This is a genomic window from Amycolatopsis sp. DG1A-15b, assembly GCF_030285645.1.
GTDB lineage: Bacteria > Actinomycetota > Actinomycetes > Mycobacteriales > Pseudonocardiaceae > Amycolatopsis.
The window spans coordinates 5,218,806-5,232,089 of sequence record NZ_CP127296.1 but is presented as its reverse complement, the minus strand read 5'-3'; the positions used below and the strand labels follow the sequence as shown (position 1 = coordinate 5,232,089).

Annotated in this window: 17 protein-coding genes; 13 read left to right on the top strand and 4 right to left on the bottom strand. The window is 70.7% G+C overall.

Annotated elements, in window-relative coordinates:
* Positions 1 to 67: 67 nt before the first annotated feature.
* Positions 68 to 1,132, top strand: coding sequence for an aldo/keto reductase (locus QRY02_RS23900; protein WP_285985088.1), 1,065 nt, complete (start codon positions 68 to 70; stop codon positions 1,130 to 1,132).
* Between the two features lie 11 nt (positions 1,133 to 1,143).
* Here QRY02_RS23900 and QRY02_RS23895 read toward each other — a convergent pair whose 3' ends face one another.
* Genes QRY02_RS23895 through QRY02_RS23880 form a run of 4 tightly spaced genes read right to left on the bottom strand, consistent with a single transcriptional unit; the run spans position 1,144 to position 3,570 of the window.
* Positions 1,144 to 1,638, bottom strand: a complete 495-nt coding sequence (locus QRY02_RS23895; RefSeq protein ID WP_285985087.1) for a hypothetical protein — start codon at positions 1,636 to 1,638, stop codon at positions 1,144 to 1,146.
* On the bottom strand, positions 1,635 to 2,837 hold the full coding sequence (locus QRY02_RS23890; protein ID WP_285985086.1) for a PPE domain-containing protein: 1,203 nt from the start codon (positions 2,835 to 2,837) through the stop codon (positions 1,635 to 1,637). Before QRY02_RS23890 ends, QRY02_RS23895 begins: the two co-directional genes overlap by 4 nt.
* Positions 2,834 to 3,151, bottom strand: a complete 318-nt coding sequence (locus QRY02_RS23885) for a type VII secretion target (protein WP_285985085.1) — start codon at positions 3,149 to 3,151, stop codon at positions 2,834 to 2,836. Before QRY02_RS23885 ends, QRY02_RS23890 begins: the two co-directional genes overlap by 4 nt.
* Positions 3,151 to 3,570 carry a YbaB/EbfC family nucleoid-associated protein gene (locus tag QRY02_RS23880; RefSeq protein WP_285985084.1) on the bottom strand — a complete coding sequence of 140 codons (420 nt, stop codon included), beginning with the start codon at positions 3,568 to 3,570 and terminating at the stop codon, positions 3,151 to 3,153. Before QRY02_RS23880 ends, QRY02_RS23885 begins: the two co-directional genes overlap by 1 nt.
* Before the next feature lie 209 nt (positions 3,571 to 3,779).
* On the opposite strand from QRY02_RS23880, the gene hrcA reads away from it, so the two are divergent.
* From hrcA to QRY02_RS23820, 12 genes are all read left to right on the top strand, one after another.
* Positions 3,780 to 4,805, top strand: a complete 1,026-nt coding sequence (hrcA, locus tag QRY02_RS23875) for a heat-inducible transcriptional repressor HrcA (RefSeq protein WP_285985083.1) — start codon at positions 3,780 to 3,782, stop codon at positions 4,803 to 4,805.
* Between the two features lie 31 nt (positions 4,806 to 4,836).
* Positions 4,837 to 6,003, top strand: coding sequence for a molecular chaperone DnaJ (gene dnaJ, locus QRY02_RS23870; protein ID WP_285985082.1), 1,167 nt, complete (start codon positions 4,837 to 4,839; stop codon positions 6,001 to 6,003).
* A gap of 2 nt (positions 6,004 to 6,005) precedes the next feature.
* Entirely contained in the window at positions 6,006 to 6,758 is a 753-nt protein-coding gene (locus QRY02_RS23865) for a 16S rRNA (uracil(1498)-N(3))-methyltransferase (protein ID WP_285985081.1), read from the top strand.
* A 367-nt stretch (positions 6,759 to 7,125) separates the two neighbouring features.
* Positions 7,126 to 7,494, top strand: a complete 369-nt coding sequence (locus tag QRY02_RS23860) for a histidine triad nucleotide-binding protein (RefSeq protein ID WP_285985080.1) — start codon at positions 7,126 to 7,128, stop codon at positions 7,492 to 7,494.
* 86 nt (positions 7,495 to 7,580) lie between these two features.
* Complete coding sequence (locus tag QRY02_RS23855) at positions 7,581 to 8,648, top strand: PhoH family protein (RefSeq protein WP_013228400.1); 1,068 nt, start codon at positions 7,581 to 7,583, stop codon at positions 8,646 to 8,648.
* Positions 8,645 to 9,211, top strand: coding sequence for an rRNA maturation RNase YbeY (ybeY, locus tag QRY02_RS23850; RefSeq protein WP_285985079.1), 567 nt, complete (start codon positions 8,645 to 8,647; stop codon positions 9,209 to 9,211). The genes QRY02_RS23855 and ybeY overlap by 4 nt, the downstream gene beginning before the upstream one ends.
* Before the next feature lie 9 nt (positions 9,212 to 9,220).
* Entirely contained in the window at positions 9,221 to 10,564 is a 1,344-nt protein-coding gene (locus QRY02_RS23845) for a hemolysin family protein (protein WP_285985078.1), read from the top strand.
* Positions 10,557 to 10,895, top strand: coding sequence for a cytidine deaminase-like protein (locus tag QRY02_RS23840; RefSeq protein WP_285985077.1), 339 nt, complete (start codon positions 10,557 to 10,559; stop codon positions 10,893 to 10,895). Before QRY02_RS23845 ends, QRY02_RS23840 begins: the two co-directional genes overlap by 8 nt.
* On the top strand, positions 10,892 to 11,788 hold the full coding sequence (gene era, locus QRY02_RS23835; RefSeq protein WP_285985076.1) for a GTPase Era: 897 nt from the start codon (positions 10,892 to 10,894) through the stop codon (positions 11,786 to 11,788). The genes QRY02_RS23840 and era overlap by 4 nt, the downstream gene beginning before the upstream one ends.
* Before the next feature lie 190 nt (positions 11,789 to 11,978).
* Positions 11,979 to 12,347: a CD225/dispanin family protein gene (locus QRY02_RS23830; protein ID WP_285985075.1), complete on the top strand. Its 369-nt coding sequence runs from the start codon at positions 11,979 to 11,981 to the stop codon at positions 12,345 to 12,347.
* A 26-nt stretch (positions 12,348 to 12,373) separates the two neighbouring features.
* A complete protein-coding gene (locus QRY02_RS23825; RefSeq protein ID WP_285985074.1) occupies positions 12,374 to 12,721 on the top strand; it encodes a CD225/dispanin family protein in 348 nt (115 codons plus the stop codon).
* Entirely contained in the window at positions 12,718 to 13,173 is a 456-nt protein-coding gene (locus QRY02_RS23820) for a DUF2752 domain-containing protein (RefSeq protein ID WP_285985073.1), read from the top strand. The genes QRY02_RS23825 and QRY02_RS23820 overlap by 4 nt, the downstream gene beginning before the upstream one ends.
* The last annotated feature ends 111 nt before the right edge of the window (positions 13,174 to 13,284 follow it).

The window sequence follows — 13,284 nt, the reverse complement described above, 5'->3', positions numbered from 1 at the left end:
TCCCTTACCCCCGGCCCGCGGTGATCACAGGCTGGTGCCCGACGGATTTCGAGCACAGGAGGACCTGATGTCCCTCACCCTTGACACCTACCGGCTGCTGGGCCGCTCCGGGCTGCGGGTCTCCCCGCTGGCGCTGGGCACGGCGACCTTCGGCACCGAGTGGGGCTGGGGCGCGGAGAAGGACGAGGCGCGCAAGCTGTTCGACACCTACGTCGAGCGCGGCGGCAACTTCGTCGACACCGCGCCCACCTACACCGACGGCAGCTCCGAGCGCCTGCTCGGCGAGTTCGCGCGTGACCACCGCGAGAGCCTGGTGCTGGCGACGAAGTACACCACGCTGCGCCGGCCGGGTGACCCGAATTCCGGCGGCCCGCACCGCAAGAGCCTCTTCGCGTCGGTGGAGGCCAGCCTGCGGCAGCTGAACACGGACTACCTCGACCTGCTCTACCTGCACGTCTGGGACTTCACGACGCCGGTGGAGGAAATCCTGCGCGGCATGGACGATCTCGTCCGCGCCGGAAAGGTCCTGTACGTGGCGATGTCCAACGTCCCGGCCTGGGAGGTCTCGCGCATGCAGGCGATCGCCGACCTGCGCGGCTGGTCGCCGCTGGTCGCGCTGCAGATCGAGTACAACCTGCTCAACCGGGCCGCCGAGCGTGACCTGATCCCGATGGCCCGGGCGATGGGGCTGGGGGTGACCCCGTACTCGCCGCTGGCCGGTGGCCTGCTCACCGGCAAGTACCGCCGCGCGGACCTGACCGCGGCGGAGCCCGGACCCGGCGAAAGCGCCCGCAAGAGCTTCAACGCGGGCTTGGGCCTGGTCACCGAGCGCAGCCTCGCCGTCGCCGACGTCGTGCGGGAGGTCGCCGCCGAGCTGGGCCGCACCCCTGCCCAGGTCGGGCTGGCCTGGACCCTGCGGAACCCGGGCGTGACGGCACCGATCATCGGCGCCCGCACCCCCGCGCAGCTCGAAGACAACCTGGGTGCCCTGGAGGTCGCCTTCAGCGCCTCGCACCTGGCTCGCCTCGAGGAGGTCGCCGCGATCGAGCTCGGCTACCCGCACGACGTGCTCGCCAGTGACCACCTCCGCACGGTGACCCGCGGCGACCTGCGGATCGAAGCCCGCCGCTGAGCGCGTGCCGGTCAGGCCGGGAGGACGTTGATCAGCACCTTGGACCGCGGCGCGATCAGGACGGTGTTGACCCGATCGGGCCGGATCCGCTCGCGGAGCTTCCGCTCCAGCGGGTAGGTCCGGCCACCGGCGCGCAGGCTGAACGATTCGAGGCTCTTGAACCCCTCCGGGCTGCGGTGCAGGCCGATCGGGTACTCGTCGGTGAGGCGAGCGCTGTCGAAGTCGTGCGTCCAGCCGGTGACCGCGGTCAGCCGGCCGCCGAAGGCGTCGGCGAGCCGGCGCCAGCAGACGAACGCGAACCAGCCGGTGATCGCCAGGAGCGGGACCACGGTGCCCAGCACTTCGCCCGCGGTCTCCGCCGCGGTGGCGAGGGTCACCGTCACCACCAGACCGGCGATGACGAGGGCCGCCGCCACCCAGAAGTTCAGGTCGAGCAGCGCGCCGCGCTGCGCGGGGTGGAGCCGGCCGTTGCGGTTGGCCAGCTCCACCTCGGGCCGGTCGTTCACTCGCCCTCGCCTTCGGGGTGTTCCTTCTCGTAGGCCTCCTGGGCCTCGTGGTAGCGGTCGTACTGTTCGTTCTCCTGGCGGCGGCCTTCGGTCGCCACGCCGACGGTGTCGGCGGTGTTCCAGTGCACCTTTTCGTTCGGGTCGAGGACCTTGTGCTGGTTCAGGACGCTGCGGCCCTCCTCGGAGTACTTGCCCGGGCCTTCGAGCTTCTCGCGGCCCGGGACGTGCTCCTTGGCGGCGTCGCTCCAGCCCTTCGCCGTCTCTTCGGCGGACTTCGCCTCCCGGCCCGCCTGCTTGAGCTCGTTCGCCTTCCGCTCGATGCCGGCCGCCGTCTCGACGCTGCGGTCCACGATCCGGTCGGCCGCCTTCCCCGCCTTCTTCAGCGCGTTCGCCGCGCCTTCGAGAGCCGCCTTCGACTTGCCCGCGCCCTTCGCCAGGCCTTCCAGCTTCTCGACGATCTTCGCGATGCGCGTGCTGATCTTCTCCGCGAGCACCCCGCCTTCGATCACCGTGTCCGCGATGAACGCCGCGATCGTGCCGCCGAAGGTGCACCACGACGCCGCCAGCGCGGCCAGCGCCTTGACGATCAGCTCGCCCACGAACGAAGAGATCAGGTCGCGGATCAGCCCGCGCTCGGTGCCGACCAGTGCCGCGCCGACGTTCATCGCGGTCGACGCGCCTTCGGCGTGGGACGCGGCGCCGCGCAGGACGCCGACGTAGCTCTCGGCCGTCCGCTGGTAGGCCTCCGCGGATCCGCAGTCGCTGAACGACCCCTGGACCTTCTTCGCCTGCTGTTCGTAGCTGTCGGCCGTCTCGGTGAGCTGCTTGGCGATGTTCGTCCAGGTCACGGCCTTGGCGGTGATCGCTTCGGGCTTGCCGGCCAGCTTGTCGAGGCCGTCCTTGAGGAAGCTGATGTGCTCGATCAGCCAGCCGACGCCCGCGCTCGCCAGGGTCCCGAGCGGGTCCATCGCCGCGCCGAGCAGGTCGAGGGCGTCGGTGCCGACGTCCATGGCGAGGTTGCCCCAGTCGCCGTTCCGGGCGTCGGTCAGCGTCGACGCGGCGTCGCTGAAGATGCCCGCGCCGCCGGTCTGGGCGTTGAGGTTGGCCGGCTCGCCCTTCGAGCCGTCGCCCATGCCGCTCCAGAAGCCGCCCGGCGACTCGGCCGTCGCGACCAGCGGGTTCTCCTGCGTCTCGGTCATGCCGGCAGCTCCTTGCCGATGCCTTCGATCAGGGACTTCGTCTTCTGCTCGTGCTCGCGGAACGCCGTGTGCGCGGTCTTCACCCGATCCGCGACTTCGTGGCCGGCCTCGACGGCTGCGGCGAGGAAGCTGTCGGCCGTGTCGATCCACGCCTGGATGGGGAGGGCGAAGACCTGGCCGACCAGGCCGAACGCGTCGAAGTCGAGGGCCTGTGCGGTGCCGGCGGCGTCGAGCGCCTGCTGGACCTTGGCGGCGATCTCGCGGATGTCGTCCTCGTGCCCGCCGAGGACGTCGAAGTCGACCCGCATCGCCATCAGAGCCCCCGGCGCAGGATCGGGCTGCCGAAGTCGTCGTCGGACGGCGGTTTCCGGCGCGGTTCTCCGCTGCGTTCTTCGGGGACTTCGGGCGCCGGAATCTGTTCCTTGAGGAATTCCATCGCCTCGCTGTGCTCGCCGATCACCGGCGCCATGATGCCGGTCAGCTGCTGCGCCGCGTCGAGCTGGGCCCGGCGCGCCGCGGCCAGGACCGCCTGGGCCAGCCGGGTCCGCGGCAGCTCGTCCGCACGCGGGCCGAAGCTGAGTTCCTGCAGCGCACCGGCGGTGTTGACGGTGACCGTGACGGCCCCGTCGGCGCTCGTGGCGGTCGCCGAGACGCGCTCCAGCCGTGCCTTCGCCTCGGCCGCGCGCCGGGCTATTTCGGGCATACCGGCCGAAGCCGGGGCAAAATTGTTCACGGCGACCTCGTCAGTCGGGGAAGGATGTGTCGATCAGAGGGAGCAAACCGGTTTTCGGTTCCCCATTCAAGCGGGAAACTCATTTTTAGAACAATTCATGGGCGTCGGTTTGCGGACTCTTTACCCGCCCGGGCGGGCGGCGTTGAGCGCGACCGGCTCAGGCTTACGTAAACTCGGATCGAGCAGCGAGCGAGGTAGGTGAGGAACCGGTGGCCAACGCGGAGGAACGCCGCTTCGACGTGCTGCGCGCGATCGTGGCCGACTACGTGTCCAACCAGGAACCGGTCGGGTCCAAGGCGATCGTCGAGCGGCACAACCTGGGTGTGTCGAGCGCCACGGTGCGCAACGACATGGCGACGCTCGAAGAAGAGGGCTACATCACCCAGCCGCACACCAGTGCCGGCCGCGTCCCGACCGACAAGGGCTACCGCCTCTTCGTCGACCGGCTGTCGGAGATCAAGCCGCTGAGCGCGGCCGAGCGCCGCGCCATCACCACGTTCCTCGACAGCGGCACCGACCTCGACGACGTCCTCAAGCGCTCGGTCCGGCTGCTCGCGCAGCTGACCCGCCAGGTCGCCGTCGTCCAGTACCCGATGCTGACCAACGCCAAGGTGCGTCACCTCGAAGTGGTGCCGCTCACCCCGGCGCGGCTGATGCTGGTGCTGATCGCCGACAACGGGCGCGTGGACCAGCGCACGGTCGACCTCGGCGACGTCATCACCGAAGAAGACGTCGCCCGGCTCCGCAGCGTGCTCAACGCGGCCATGGCCGGACGGCGGCTCAACGACGCCGCGGCGCGGGTCGCCGAGCTGCCCGACAAGTCGCCCGGCGAGCTGCGTGACACGCTCATCCGCGTCACCACGGTCCTGGTCGAGTCGCTGGCCGAACACCCCGAAGAACGCCTGGTGCTCGGCGGCACCGCGAACCTCACGCGCAACGTCGCCGACTTCCCCGGTTCGCTGCGCCAGGTCCTCGAAGCCCTCGAGGAACAGGTCGTCGTGCTCAAGCTCCTGGCCGCCGCGCGCAACCCCGGTGCGATCACGGTGCGCATCGGTGAGGAAAATGAAGACGAGCAGATGCGCAGCACCTCGGTCGTCTCGATCGGCTACGGCCGCGACGACGTGGTGCTCGGCGGCATGGGGGTGGTCGGCCCGACCCGGATGGACTACCCCGGCACGATCGCCGCGGTGCGGGCGGTCGCCAACTACGTGGGGCAGATCCTGGCCGGCCGCTGAGCCGGGCAGAGCAGAAGGAGAAGCAGAGACGGTGGCGAGGGACTACTACGGCATCCTCGGGGTGGCCAAGAACGCGAGCGATCAGGACATCAAGCGCGCGTACCGGAAGCTGGCCCGGGAGCTGCACCCCGACGTCAACCCGTCGGAAGACGCGCAGCACAAGTTCGGCGAGGTCACGACGGCCTACGAGGTGCTGTCCGACCCGCAGAAGCGCAAGATCGTCGACCTCGGCGGCGACCCGATGGACGGCGGCGCGCGCGGTGGCGGTGGCGGCGACCCGTTCGCCGGTTTCGGCGGCCTCGGCGACATCATGGACGCCTTCTTCGGCGCGGCCGGCGGGGGCGGGGGACGCGGGCGCGGCCCGCGCAGCCGCGTCCAGCCCGGCTCCGACGCGCTGATCCGGCTCGGCCTCACCCTCGAGGAGTGCGCCACCGGGGTCGACAAGGAGATCGCCGTCGACACGGCGATCGTCTGCGACCTCTGCCGCGGTGCGGGCACCAGCGAAGGCACCTCGGTCAAGACGTGCGACACCTGCGGCGGCGCCGGCGAGGTCCAGTCCGTCCAGCGGTCGTTCCTCGGCCAGGTCGTCACCGCCCGCCCCTGCCCGGTCTGCCGCGGCTTCGGCGAGGTCATCCCCGACCCCTGCCGCCAGTGCGGCGGCGACGGCCGCATCCGCGCCCGCCGCAACGTCACGGCCAAGATCCCGCCGGGCGTCGGCGACGGCATGCGCATCCGGCTGTCCGGCCAGGGCGAGGTCGGCCCCGGCGGCGGCCCCGCCGGTGACCTGTACGTCGAGATCGACGAGACCCCGCACGAGGTCTTCGTCCGGCAGGGCCACGACCTGCACTGCAACTTCCGCATCCCGATGACCACGGCCGCGCTCGGCGCCACGGTGCCGATCTCGACCCTCGTGGACGGCGACTACGAACTCGACATCGAGGCGGGCACCCAGCCCAACGCCGAGCTCGTCCTCACCGGCAAGGGCATGCCGCGGCTGCGGTCCTCCGGCCGCGTCGACGGCCGCGGCGACCTGCACGTCCACATCGACGTCGTGGTCCCGACCAAGCTCGACGAAGCCCAGCGCGAACTCCTCGTCGAGCTGGCCCAGCAGCGCGGCGAAGAGGTCCCGACGCTGGCGTCCAACGGCACCAAGCACGGCGGGCTGTTCTCCAAGCTCCGCGCCAAGAACCACCGCTGACCGTGCCCGACACCACCCTGCCGGTCTTCCTCGCCGCGTCGGTGCCGGCTTCGGGCCGCGCGGTCCTCGACGGCGAGGAAGCCCGGCACGCGGCCACCGTCCGCCGCCTGCGCGCGGGGGAGCGGCTGGTCCTGTCCGACGGCGCCGGCGCGATGGCCCGGTGCGTCGTCGAAGGCGTCCAGGCCGGGCGCGACGCGCTGGTGACGCTGTCGGTCGAGTCGTACTGGACCGAGGAGCCGCCCGCGCTGCGTGTCCTGGTCGCGCAGGCGCTGGCCAAGGGCGACCGCGGGGAGCTCGCCGTCGAACTCGCCACCGAGGCCGGGGTCGACGCGATCGTGCCGTGGCGAGCGGCTCGGAGCGTCGCGAAGTGGGAAGACGGCGGTCGGGGCGAGAAGGCCCTGGCGCGTTGGCGGGCGACCGCCCGGGCGGCCGCGAAACAGGCCCGGCGGGCGCACGTGCCGGAGGTCACCGAACCGGTGACCACGGGGGAGCTGGCCGGACTCGCGGCCACGATGTCGCTGACCATCGTGCTGGAGTCCGACGTCCCCGAGCGGCTCGCTGACCTGCAGTTGCCCGAGACCGGGGACGTGCTGCTGGTCGTGGGGCCGGAAGGCGGGATCACCGACGAGGAACTTCGCATCCTCCGCGACGCGGGCGCACGGGCCGTCCGGCTCGGGACGACGGTCCTGCGCACCTCCACCGCCGCCGCGGTGGCCCTGGGCGCGCTCGGCGCGCTCACGACTCGCTGGCAGTGAGATCACCCAAAAAACCGGGCGAATTTTGCGCCCAGTTATGGCGCGATCACGCTCCGACCCGTTACTCTCGTTTATTAACGCGCCACTCAATGTTCGGGCGCGCCACTGGGAAGACACAGACACCGCCGGGCACCTCCCCCCTCGGTCCGGCGGCCGCCGCGGTCGCGGTGAGGCGACCCCCAGGCTTCACCGCCACCGCGGCATCTCCTCGCTCGCTTCGCTCGCGGTTGAGCCGCGGTTCTGGTTTCGTTGTGTTCTTCTGGGGGTCGAACCCCCAGACCCCCGCCGGGGCAAGCCCCGGACCCCCCCGCGAGTTGCGTTGTGTTCGGGTTGGTGAGGGCGTCTCTCGGGTCGATAGGGTGCTTGGATGAGCGCGAGTGATGCTGAGACTCTCTTCGAACGGGTCATTGGTGGGGAGATCCCTGCTGATGTTGTCTATCAGGACGAGACCACCTTTGCCTTCCGGGACATTCGGCCTCAGGCTCGGGTTCATGTGCTCGTCGTGCCGCGGAAGCGGTACCGGAACGTTGCCGAGCTCGCCGCTGCGGAGCCGCAGCTGCTGAGTGATGTTGTTGCCACTGCTCGTAAGGTTGCCGAGCTCGAAGGCATCGTCGAGAGCGGGTATCGGGTTGTGTTCAACACCGATGAGGACGCCGGGCAGACCGTCTTCCACGTGCACGCCCACGTTCTGGGCGGGGAGCCGCTCGGGTTGTTCGGGGCTCCGGACGAGGACTAGGGAAACCGGCCTGCGTCTTGTCGGTGGGTGCCAGTAGCATCGGTGGGGTCCGTTCTCCCTCACCGAGAAAGCAGGCCTGAGGCCACGTGGCCGGAACCGTACCGGGTGGAGCCGCCCGACCCGACGTCCCCGGGGACGTCGCCAAGACCGAGGATGCCGCCGTCCAGGCGGCTCAGTCCCGGTTCCCCATCCCCGACGCTGCCGCTCTCAGCCTGCTCGGCTCCCGCGACGAGAACCTGCGCGTCGCCGAGGAGCTCCTTGCCGCTGACGTGCACGTACGCGGCAACGAGGTCACCCTGACCGGAACGCCCGCCGACGTCGCGTTCGCCGAACGCGTCTTCGCCGAGCTCGTGCAGCTCGCCACCGGCGGCCAGCAGGTCGGGCCCGACACCGTGCGGCGCACCATCGGCATGCTCTCCACCGGGGACGCGTCGCCGGCCGAGGTCCTCAGCCTCAACATCGTCTCCCGCCGCGGCAAGACCATCCGGCCCAAGACGCTCAACCAGAAGCGGTACGTCGACGCCATCGACAAGCACACCGTCGTCTTCGGCATCGGCCCCGCCGGCACCGGCAAGACCTACCTCGCCATGGCGAAGGCCGTCCAGGCCCTCCAGGCCAAGCAGGTCACCCGCATCGTGCTGACCCGCCCGGCCGTCGAAGCCGGCGAGCGCCTCGGCTACCTGCCCGGCACCCTGAACGAGAAGATCGACCCGTACCTGCGGCCCCTCTACGACGCGCTGCACGACATGGTCGAGCCCGAGTCCATCCCGCGGCTCATGCAGGCCGGCACCATCGAGATCGCGCCGCTGGCCTACATGCGCGGCCGGACCCTGAACGACGCCTTCATCATCCTCGACGAGGCCCAGAACACCACGCCCGAGCAGATGAAGATGTTCCTCACCCGGCTCGGCTTCGGGTCCAAGATCGTCGTCACCGGCGACATCACCCAGGTCGACCTGCCCAGCGGGCAGCGCAGCGGCCTGCGCGTCGTGCGCGACATCCTCACCGGCGTCGAGGACCTCCACTTCGCCGAACTCACCAGCCAGGACGTCGTCCGGCACCGGCTCGTCGCGAGCATCGTCGACGCCTACGAGAAGTGGCAGGCCGTGCAGGACGCGCAGCAGAACGACGGCTGGAAGGGCAACCGGCGTTGAGCATCGAGATCGCCAACGAGTCCGGCGTCGACGTCGACGAGACGTCCATCGTCTCCGCCGCCCGCTACGCCCTCGACAAGATGGAGGTCAGCCCGCTCGCCGAGCTGTCCATCCTCCTCGTCACCCTCGAGGTCATGGAAGACCTGCACGAACGCTGGATGGACCTCCCGGGCCCCACCGACGTCATGGCCTTCCCGATGGACGAGCTCGACTCCTCCCGCCGCCCCGACGCGCCCGACGCGTCGCCGGCGCTGCTCGGGGACATCGTGCTCTGCCCGGCGTTCGCCAAGGACCAGGCCAAGACCGCGGGCCACGCCCTGATCGACGAGCTGCACCTGCTCACCGTGCACGGCGTGCTCCACCTCCTCGGCTACGACCACGCCGAACCCGCCGAGGAACGTGAGATGTTCGCCCTCCAGAAGCGCATCCTCGGCGAGTACCAGGACGCCGTCGCCGCGCTCGAGAAGCGGGACGCCCAGCGCAACACCGACGACCGCGTCCTCGGCATCGCCGGGCTCGACGCCCCCGCCGCCGCCGAGCCACCCGTCGGGGAAACGCCCTAGGCGCCAGCCATGGAACAGCTCTTCTTCGCGATCGCGCTCGTGCTCCTGGCGGGCGTGTTCGCTGCGGCGGACGCCGCGATCAGCACCGTGTCGCAGGCCCGGGCCGACGGCCTCGCCCGGCTCGGGCTGCCCGGCGCCCGCCACCTCGCCGCCGTCGTCGCCGAACGCCGACGGCACATCAACCTGCTGCTCCTGCTGCGCCTCGGCTGCGAACTCACCGCCACCGTGCTCGTCACGGTGTTCGTGGGCACCCGCCTGGCGCCGCTCGGGGTCGCCGTGCTGGTCACCGCCGTCGTCATGGTCGTGGTCAGCTACGTCCTCATCGGCGTCGGGCCCCGCACCCTCGGCCGCCAGCACCCCTACCGCATCGGCCGCTACGTGGCCGGGCCCGTCCGAGTCCTCGGCTCCGTCCTCGGCCCGCTGTCCCGGCTGCTCATCCTCATCGGTAACGCCATCACCCCCGGCCAGGGCTTCCGCGAAGGCCCGTTCACCTCCGAGGTCGAGCTGCGCGAGCTCGTCGACCTCGCCCAGGAACGCGGCGTCGTCGAAGACTCCGAACGCGAGATGATCCACTCGGTGTTCGAGCTCGGCGACACCGTGGCCCGCGAAGTCATGGTGCCGCGCACCGAGATCGTCTGGATCGAGCGCACCAAGACCGTCCGCCAGGCACTGGCGCTGGCCCTGCGCACCGGGTTCACCCGGCTGCCGGTGATCGACGAGTCCGTCGACGACATCGTCGGCGTCGTCAACATCAAGGACCTCATGACCGGCTACCTCGACCCCGACGGGCCGAGCACGGTGGTCGACTCCGTGATGAACCAGGCGTCCTTCGTCCCCGACTCGAAGCGGCTCGACGAGCTGCTCAAGGAAATGCAGCGCTCGCACAACCACATCGCGATCGCCGTCGACGAATACGGCGGCACGGCGGGCCTGCTCACCATCGAGGACGTCCTCGAAGAGATCGTCGGCGAGATCACCGACGAGTCCGACGCCGACGAACGCCCCGAGGTCGAGGAGCTCGACGGCGGCGCCGTCCGCGTCTCGTCCCGGATGGGCATCGACGACCTGGGCGACCTCTTCGGCATCGACCTCGAAGACCACGACGTGGAGACCGTGGGCGGGCTGCTCGCGGAACGACTGGGTAGGGTCCCGCTACCGGGGGCCGAAGCCGAGGTCGCCGGCCTTCGGCTGTTCGCCGAAGGGGGCAAGGACCGGCGCGGCCGCATGCGGATCACCTCCGTGGTCGTGCACCCGGCCGACGCCGAGGCGATGACGGACCCCGTCGACCGGACGCGCCGCCGCACGCGCCTGCCCCACCCCGACGAACGCGACAGGAGCGTCGAACATGCCTGACCTCGAGGCCGAGGACCAGAAGCTGGTCGTCCTCGCCCGGTCCTCGCGCGCCCGCATCCAGGCCCCCGAAGGCGCCGCGGTCCGCGACAGCGACGGCCGCACCTACGCGGCGGGCACGGTCGACCAGCCTTCGTTCAAGCTCACCGCCTTACAGGCCGCGGTCGCCGCGGCGCTGTCCAGCGGCGCCGAAGGCATCGAAGCCGCCGCCGTCGTCAGCGAAGAGGGACTGCTCAAGGGCGCGTCCGTGCAGGCCGTGCGCGACATCGCGAAATACGCGCCGATCATCCTCGCCGCCCCCGATGGCACGGTGCTCGAGGTGCGCGAGCGATGACCGAGCACCGTTCCGGCTTCGCCTGCTTCGTCGGCCGGCCCAACGCCGGCAAGTCGACGCTGACCAACGCCCTCGTCGGCACCAAGGTCGCGATCACCTCCAGCAAGCCGCAGACCACCCGGCACGCGATCCGGGGGATCGTCCACCGCGAGGACGCGCAGCTCGTCCTCATCGACACGCCCGGCCTGCACCGCCCGCGCACCCTGCTCGGCGAGCGGCTCAACGACATCGTGCACACGACGTGGTCCGAAGTGGACGTCGTCGGCTTCTGCGTGCCGGCGAACGAGAAGATCGGGCCCGGCGACAAGTTCATCGCCGCCGAGCTGCAGAAGATCGCCAAGCGAACTCCCGTGCTCGGCATCGTCACCAAGACCGACCTCGTCCAGCCCCAGCAGGTCGCCGAGCAGCTGCTCGCGCTGCAGAAGGTGATGGACTTCGCCGAGCTGATCCCGGTGTCCGCAGTGGACGGGTTCCAGGTGGACGCGCTCGCGGACCTGCTCGTCGGCAAGCTGCCCGAGGGACCGCAGCTGTACCCGGGCGGCGAGCTCACCGACGAACCCGAGCAGACGCTGGTCGCCGAGCTGATCCGCGAGGCGGCGCTGGAAGGCGTCCGCGACGAGCTGCCGCACTCGATCGCCGTCACCGTCGAGGAGATGCTGCCCCGCGAAGGCCGCGACGACCTCATCGACGTGCACGCGTTCCTGTTCGTGGAACGCCCCAGCCAGAAGGGCATCATCCTGGGGCACAAGGGTGAGCGGCTGCGCGAAGTCGGGGCCGCCGCTCGCAAGAACATCGAGGCGCTGCTCGGCTCGAAGGTCTACCTCGACCTGCACATCAAGGTGGCCAAGGAGTGGCAGCGCGACCCGCGCCAGCTGCGCCGGCTCGGGTTCTGACGGTTCCTCCCCGCCCGCCCGGAGAGCGGCCGGGGAATTCCTGGTCTCGATTCGGTCGCGGCGGGACGAAACGCGGGGCGCGCGATGATCTCGCCCCCTACAGTCGCGGCTTCGACCACACCGCGGCCGATCGGGGCGGCGGCGGACCCGGTGGTCGTCTCTGGAGCACGACGAAGGGGAACAACCGATCATGAGCGACAGCCAGGGCATGCCCAACTACCCCGGCGACCAGCCGAACCAGCCCGGCGGCCAGCCGAACTACCCCGGTGGGCAGCCGGGCGGCTACCAGCCGGGCCCGCCCCCGAGCAACAACCTCGTGTGGGCGATCCTGACCACCATCCTGTGCTGCCTCCCGTTCGGCATCGTGTCGATCGTGCAGGCCGCGAAGGTGAACGGCCTGTGGGCGCAGGGCCAGACCGCGGCCGCGCAGGAGGCCGCCGACGCCGCCAAGAAGTGGGCGATCATCGCCGCGATCGTCGGTGTCGTCGTCAACGTGCTGTGGATCATCCTGCTGATGGCGGGTGCGCTGACGTTCGGCACGGGCACGTCGTCATACTGACGTAGCCGAGCAGCAGGAGGATCCCGGTGACCGACCAGTACCCGCCGCCGTACCCGCCCCCGGGTGGGCCGGGCTACGGCTACGGCTACCCGCCGCCGAACTACGGGCCGCCGCCGGACAACAACATGGTGTGGGCCATCCTGAGCACCGTGCTTTGCTGCCTGCCCTTGGGCGTGGTCGCGATCGTGAAGTCCAGCCAGGTGCAGTCGCTCTGGTTCCAGGGCTTCCACGCCGAGGCGCAGAAGGCCGCGAACGACGCCCGCAAGTGGGCGATGTGGTCGGCCATCTCGATCGGGATCCTCCTGCTGCTCTACGTACTCTTCTTCGTCGTGCTGGCGGGGATCGGCGTCTTCTCGGCGGGGTGGCGGCCGTGACCACGACGACCGTCTACACGGGATTTCCCGCGCGCGGCGCCAAGGCCACGCTGCGCGCTCTCGGTGCGCCGATGGCCGTCGTCGCGGGACTCGGTGTGTGTTGCGCGGCCGTCTGGATCGGCGACCCGACCACGCCCGGCGGCTTCCTGCCCCTCTGCCCGACCAAGGCGCTGCTCGGCATCGACTGCCCGGGCTGCGGCGGCATGCGGATGGCCTACAGCCTGATGCACGGCAACATCCCCGCGGCCTTGCACTACAACGCCGTGTCGCTCGTCGTCGTGCTGCTGCTGGTGTGGAGCACCGTCGCCTGGACGCTCGGGCGCCTGCGCGGCCGCGCGATGAACAGCTGGCTCCACTGGCGGTGGACGCCGCTGGCGTTTTCGATCGTGTTCGTCGTCTGGTTCGTCATCCGCAACCTCCCGTTCGCCCCGTTCACGGGCCTGCGCGTCTGATTTCCACCGGACGGGAACCGGCGCGCTACGCACCGCGTCGGACCGGCGTGCGGTTCACCCGGACAGCTGAAGCCTGGGCGGCGCGGCCGAAGGCGAACCGAGTACGCTCCC

Coding starts and splice junctions, on each gene's coding strand:
- QRY02_RS23890 (WP_285985086.1), bottom strand. CDS start 2,837: ATGACCGAGACGCAGGAGAACCCGCTGGTCGCGACGGCCGAGTCGCCG.
- QRY02_RS23830 (WP_285985075.1), top strand. CDS start 11,979: ATGAGCGACAGCCAGGGCATGCCCAACTACCCCGGCGACCAGCCGAAC.
- QRY02_RS23840 (WP_285985077.1), top strand. CDS start 10,557: ATGCCTGACCTCGAGGCCGAGGACCAGAAGCTGGTCGTCCTCGCCCGG.
- era (WP_285985076.1), top strand. CDS start 10,892: ATGACCGAGCACCGTTCCGGCTTCGCCTGCTTCGTCGGCCGGCCCAAC.
- QRY02_RS23900 (WP_285985088.1), top strand. CDS start 68: ATGTCCCTCACCCTTGACACCTACCGGCTGCTGGGCCGCTCCGGGCTG.
- QRY02_RS23860 (WP_285985080.1), top strand. CDS start 7,126: ATGAGCGCGAGTGATGCTGAGACTCTCTTCGAACGGGTCATTGGTGGG.
- QRY02_RS23885 (WP_285985085.1), bottom strand. CDS start 3,151: ATGGCGATGCGGGTCGACTTCGACGTCCTCGGCGGGCACGAGGACGAC.
- QRY02_RS23845 (WP_285985078.1), top strand. CDS start 9,221: ATGGAACAGCTCTTCTTCGCGATCGCGCTCGTGCTCCTGGCGGGCGTG.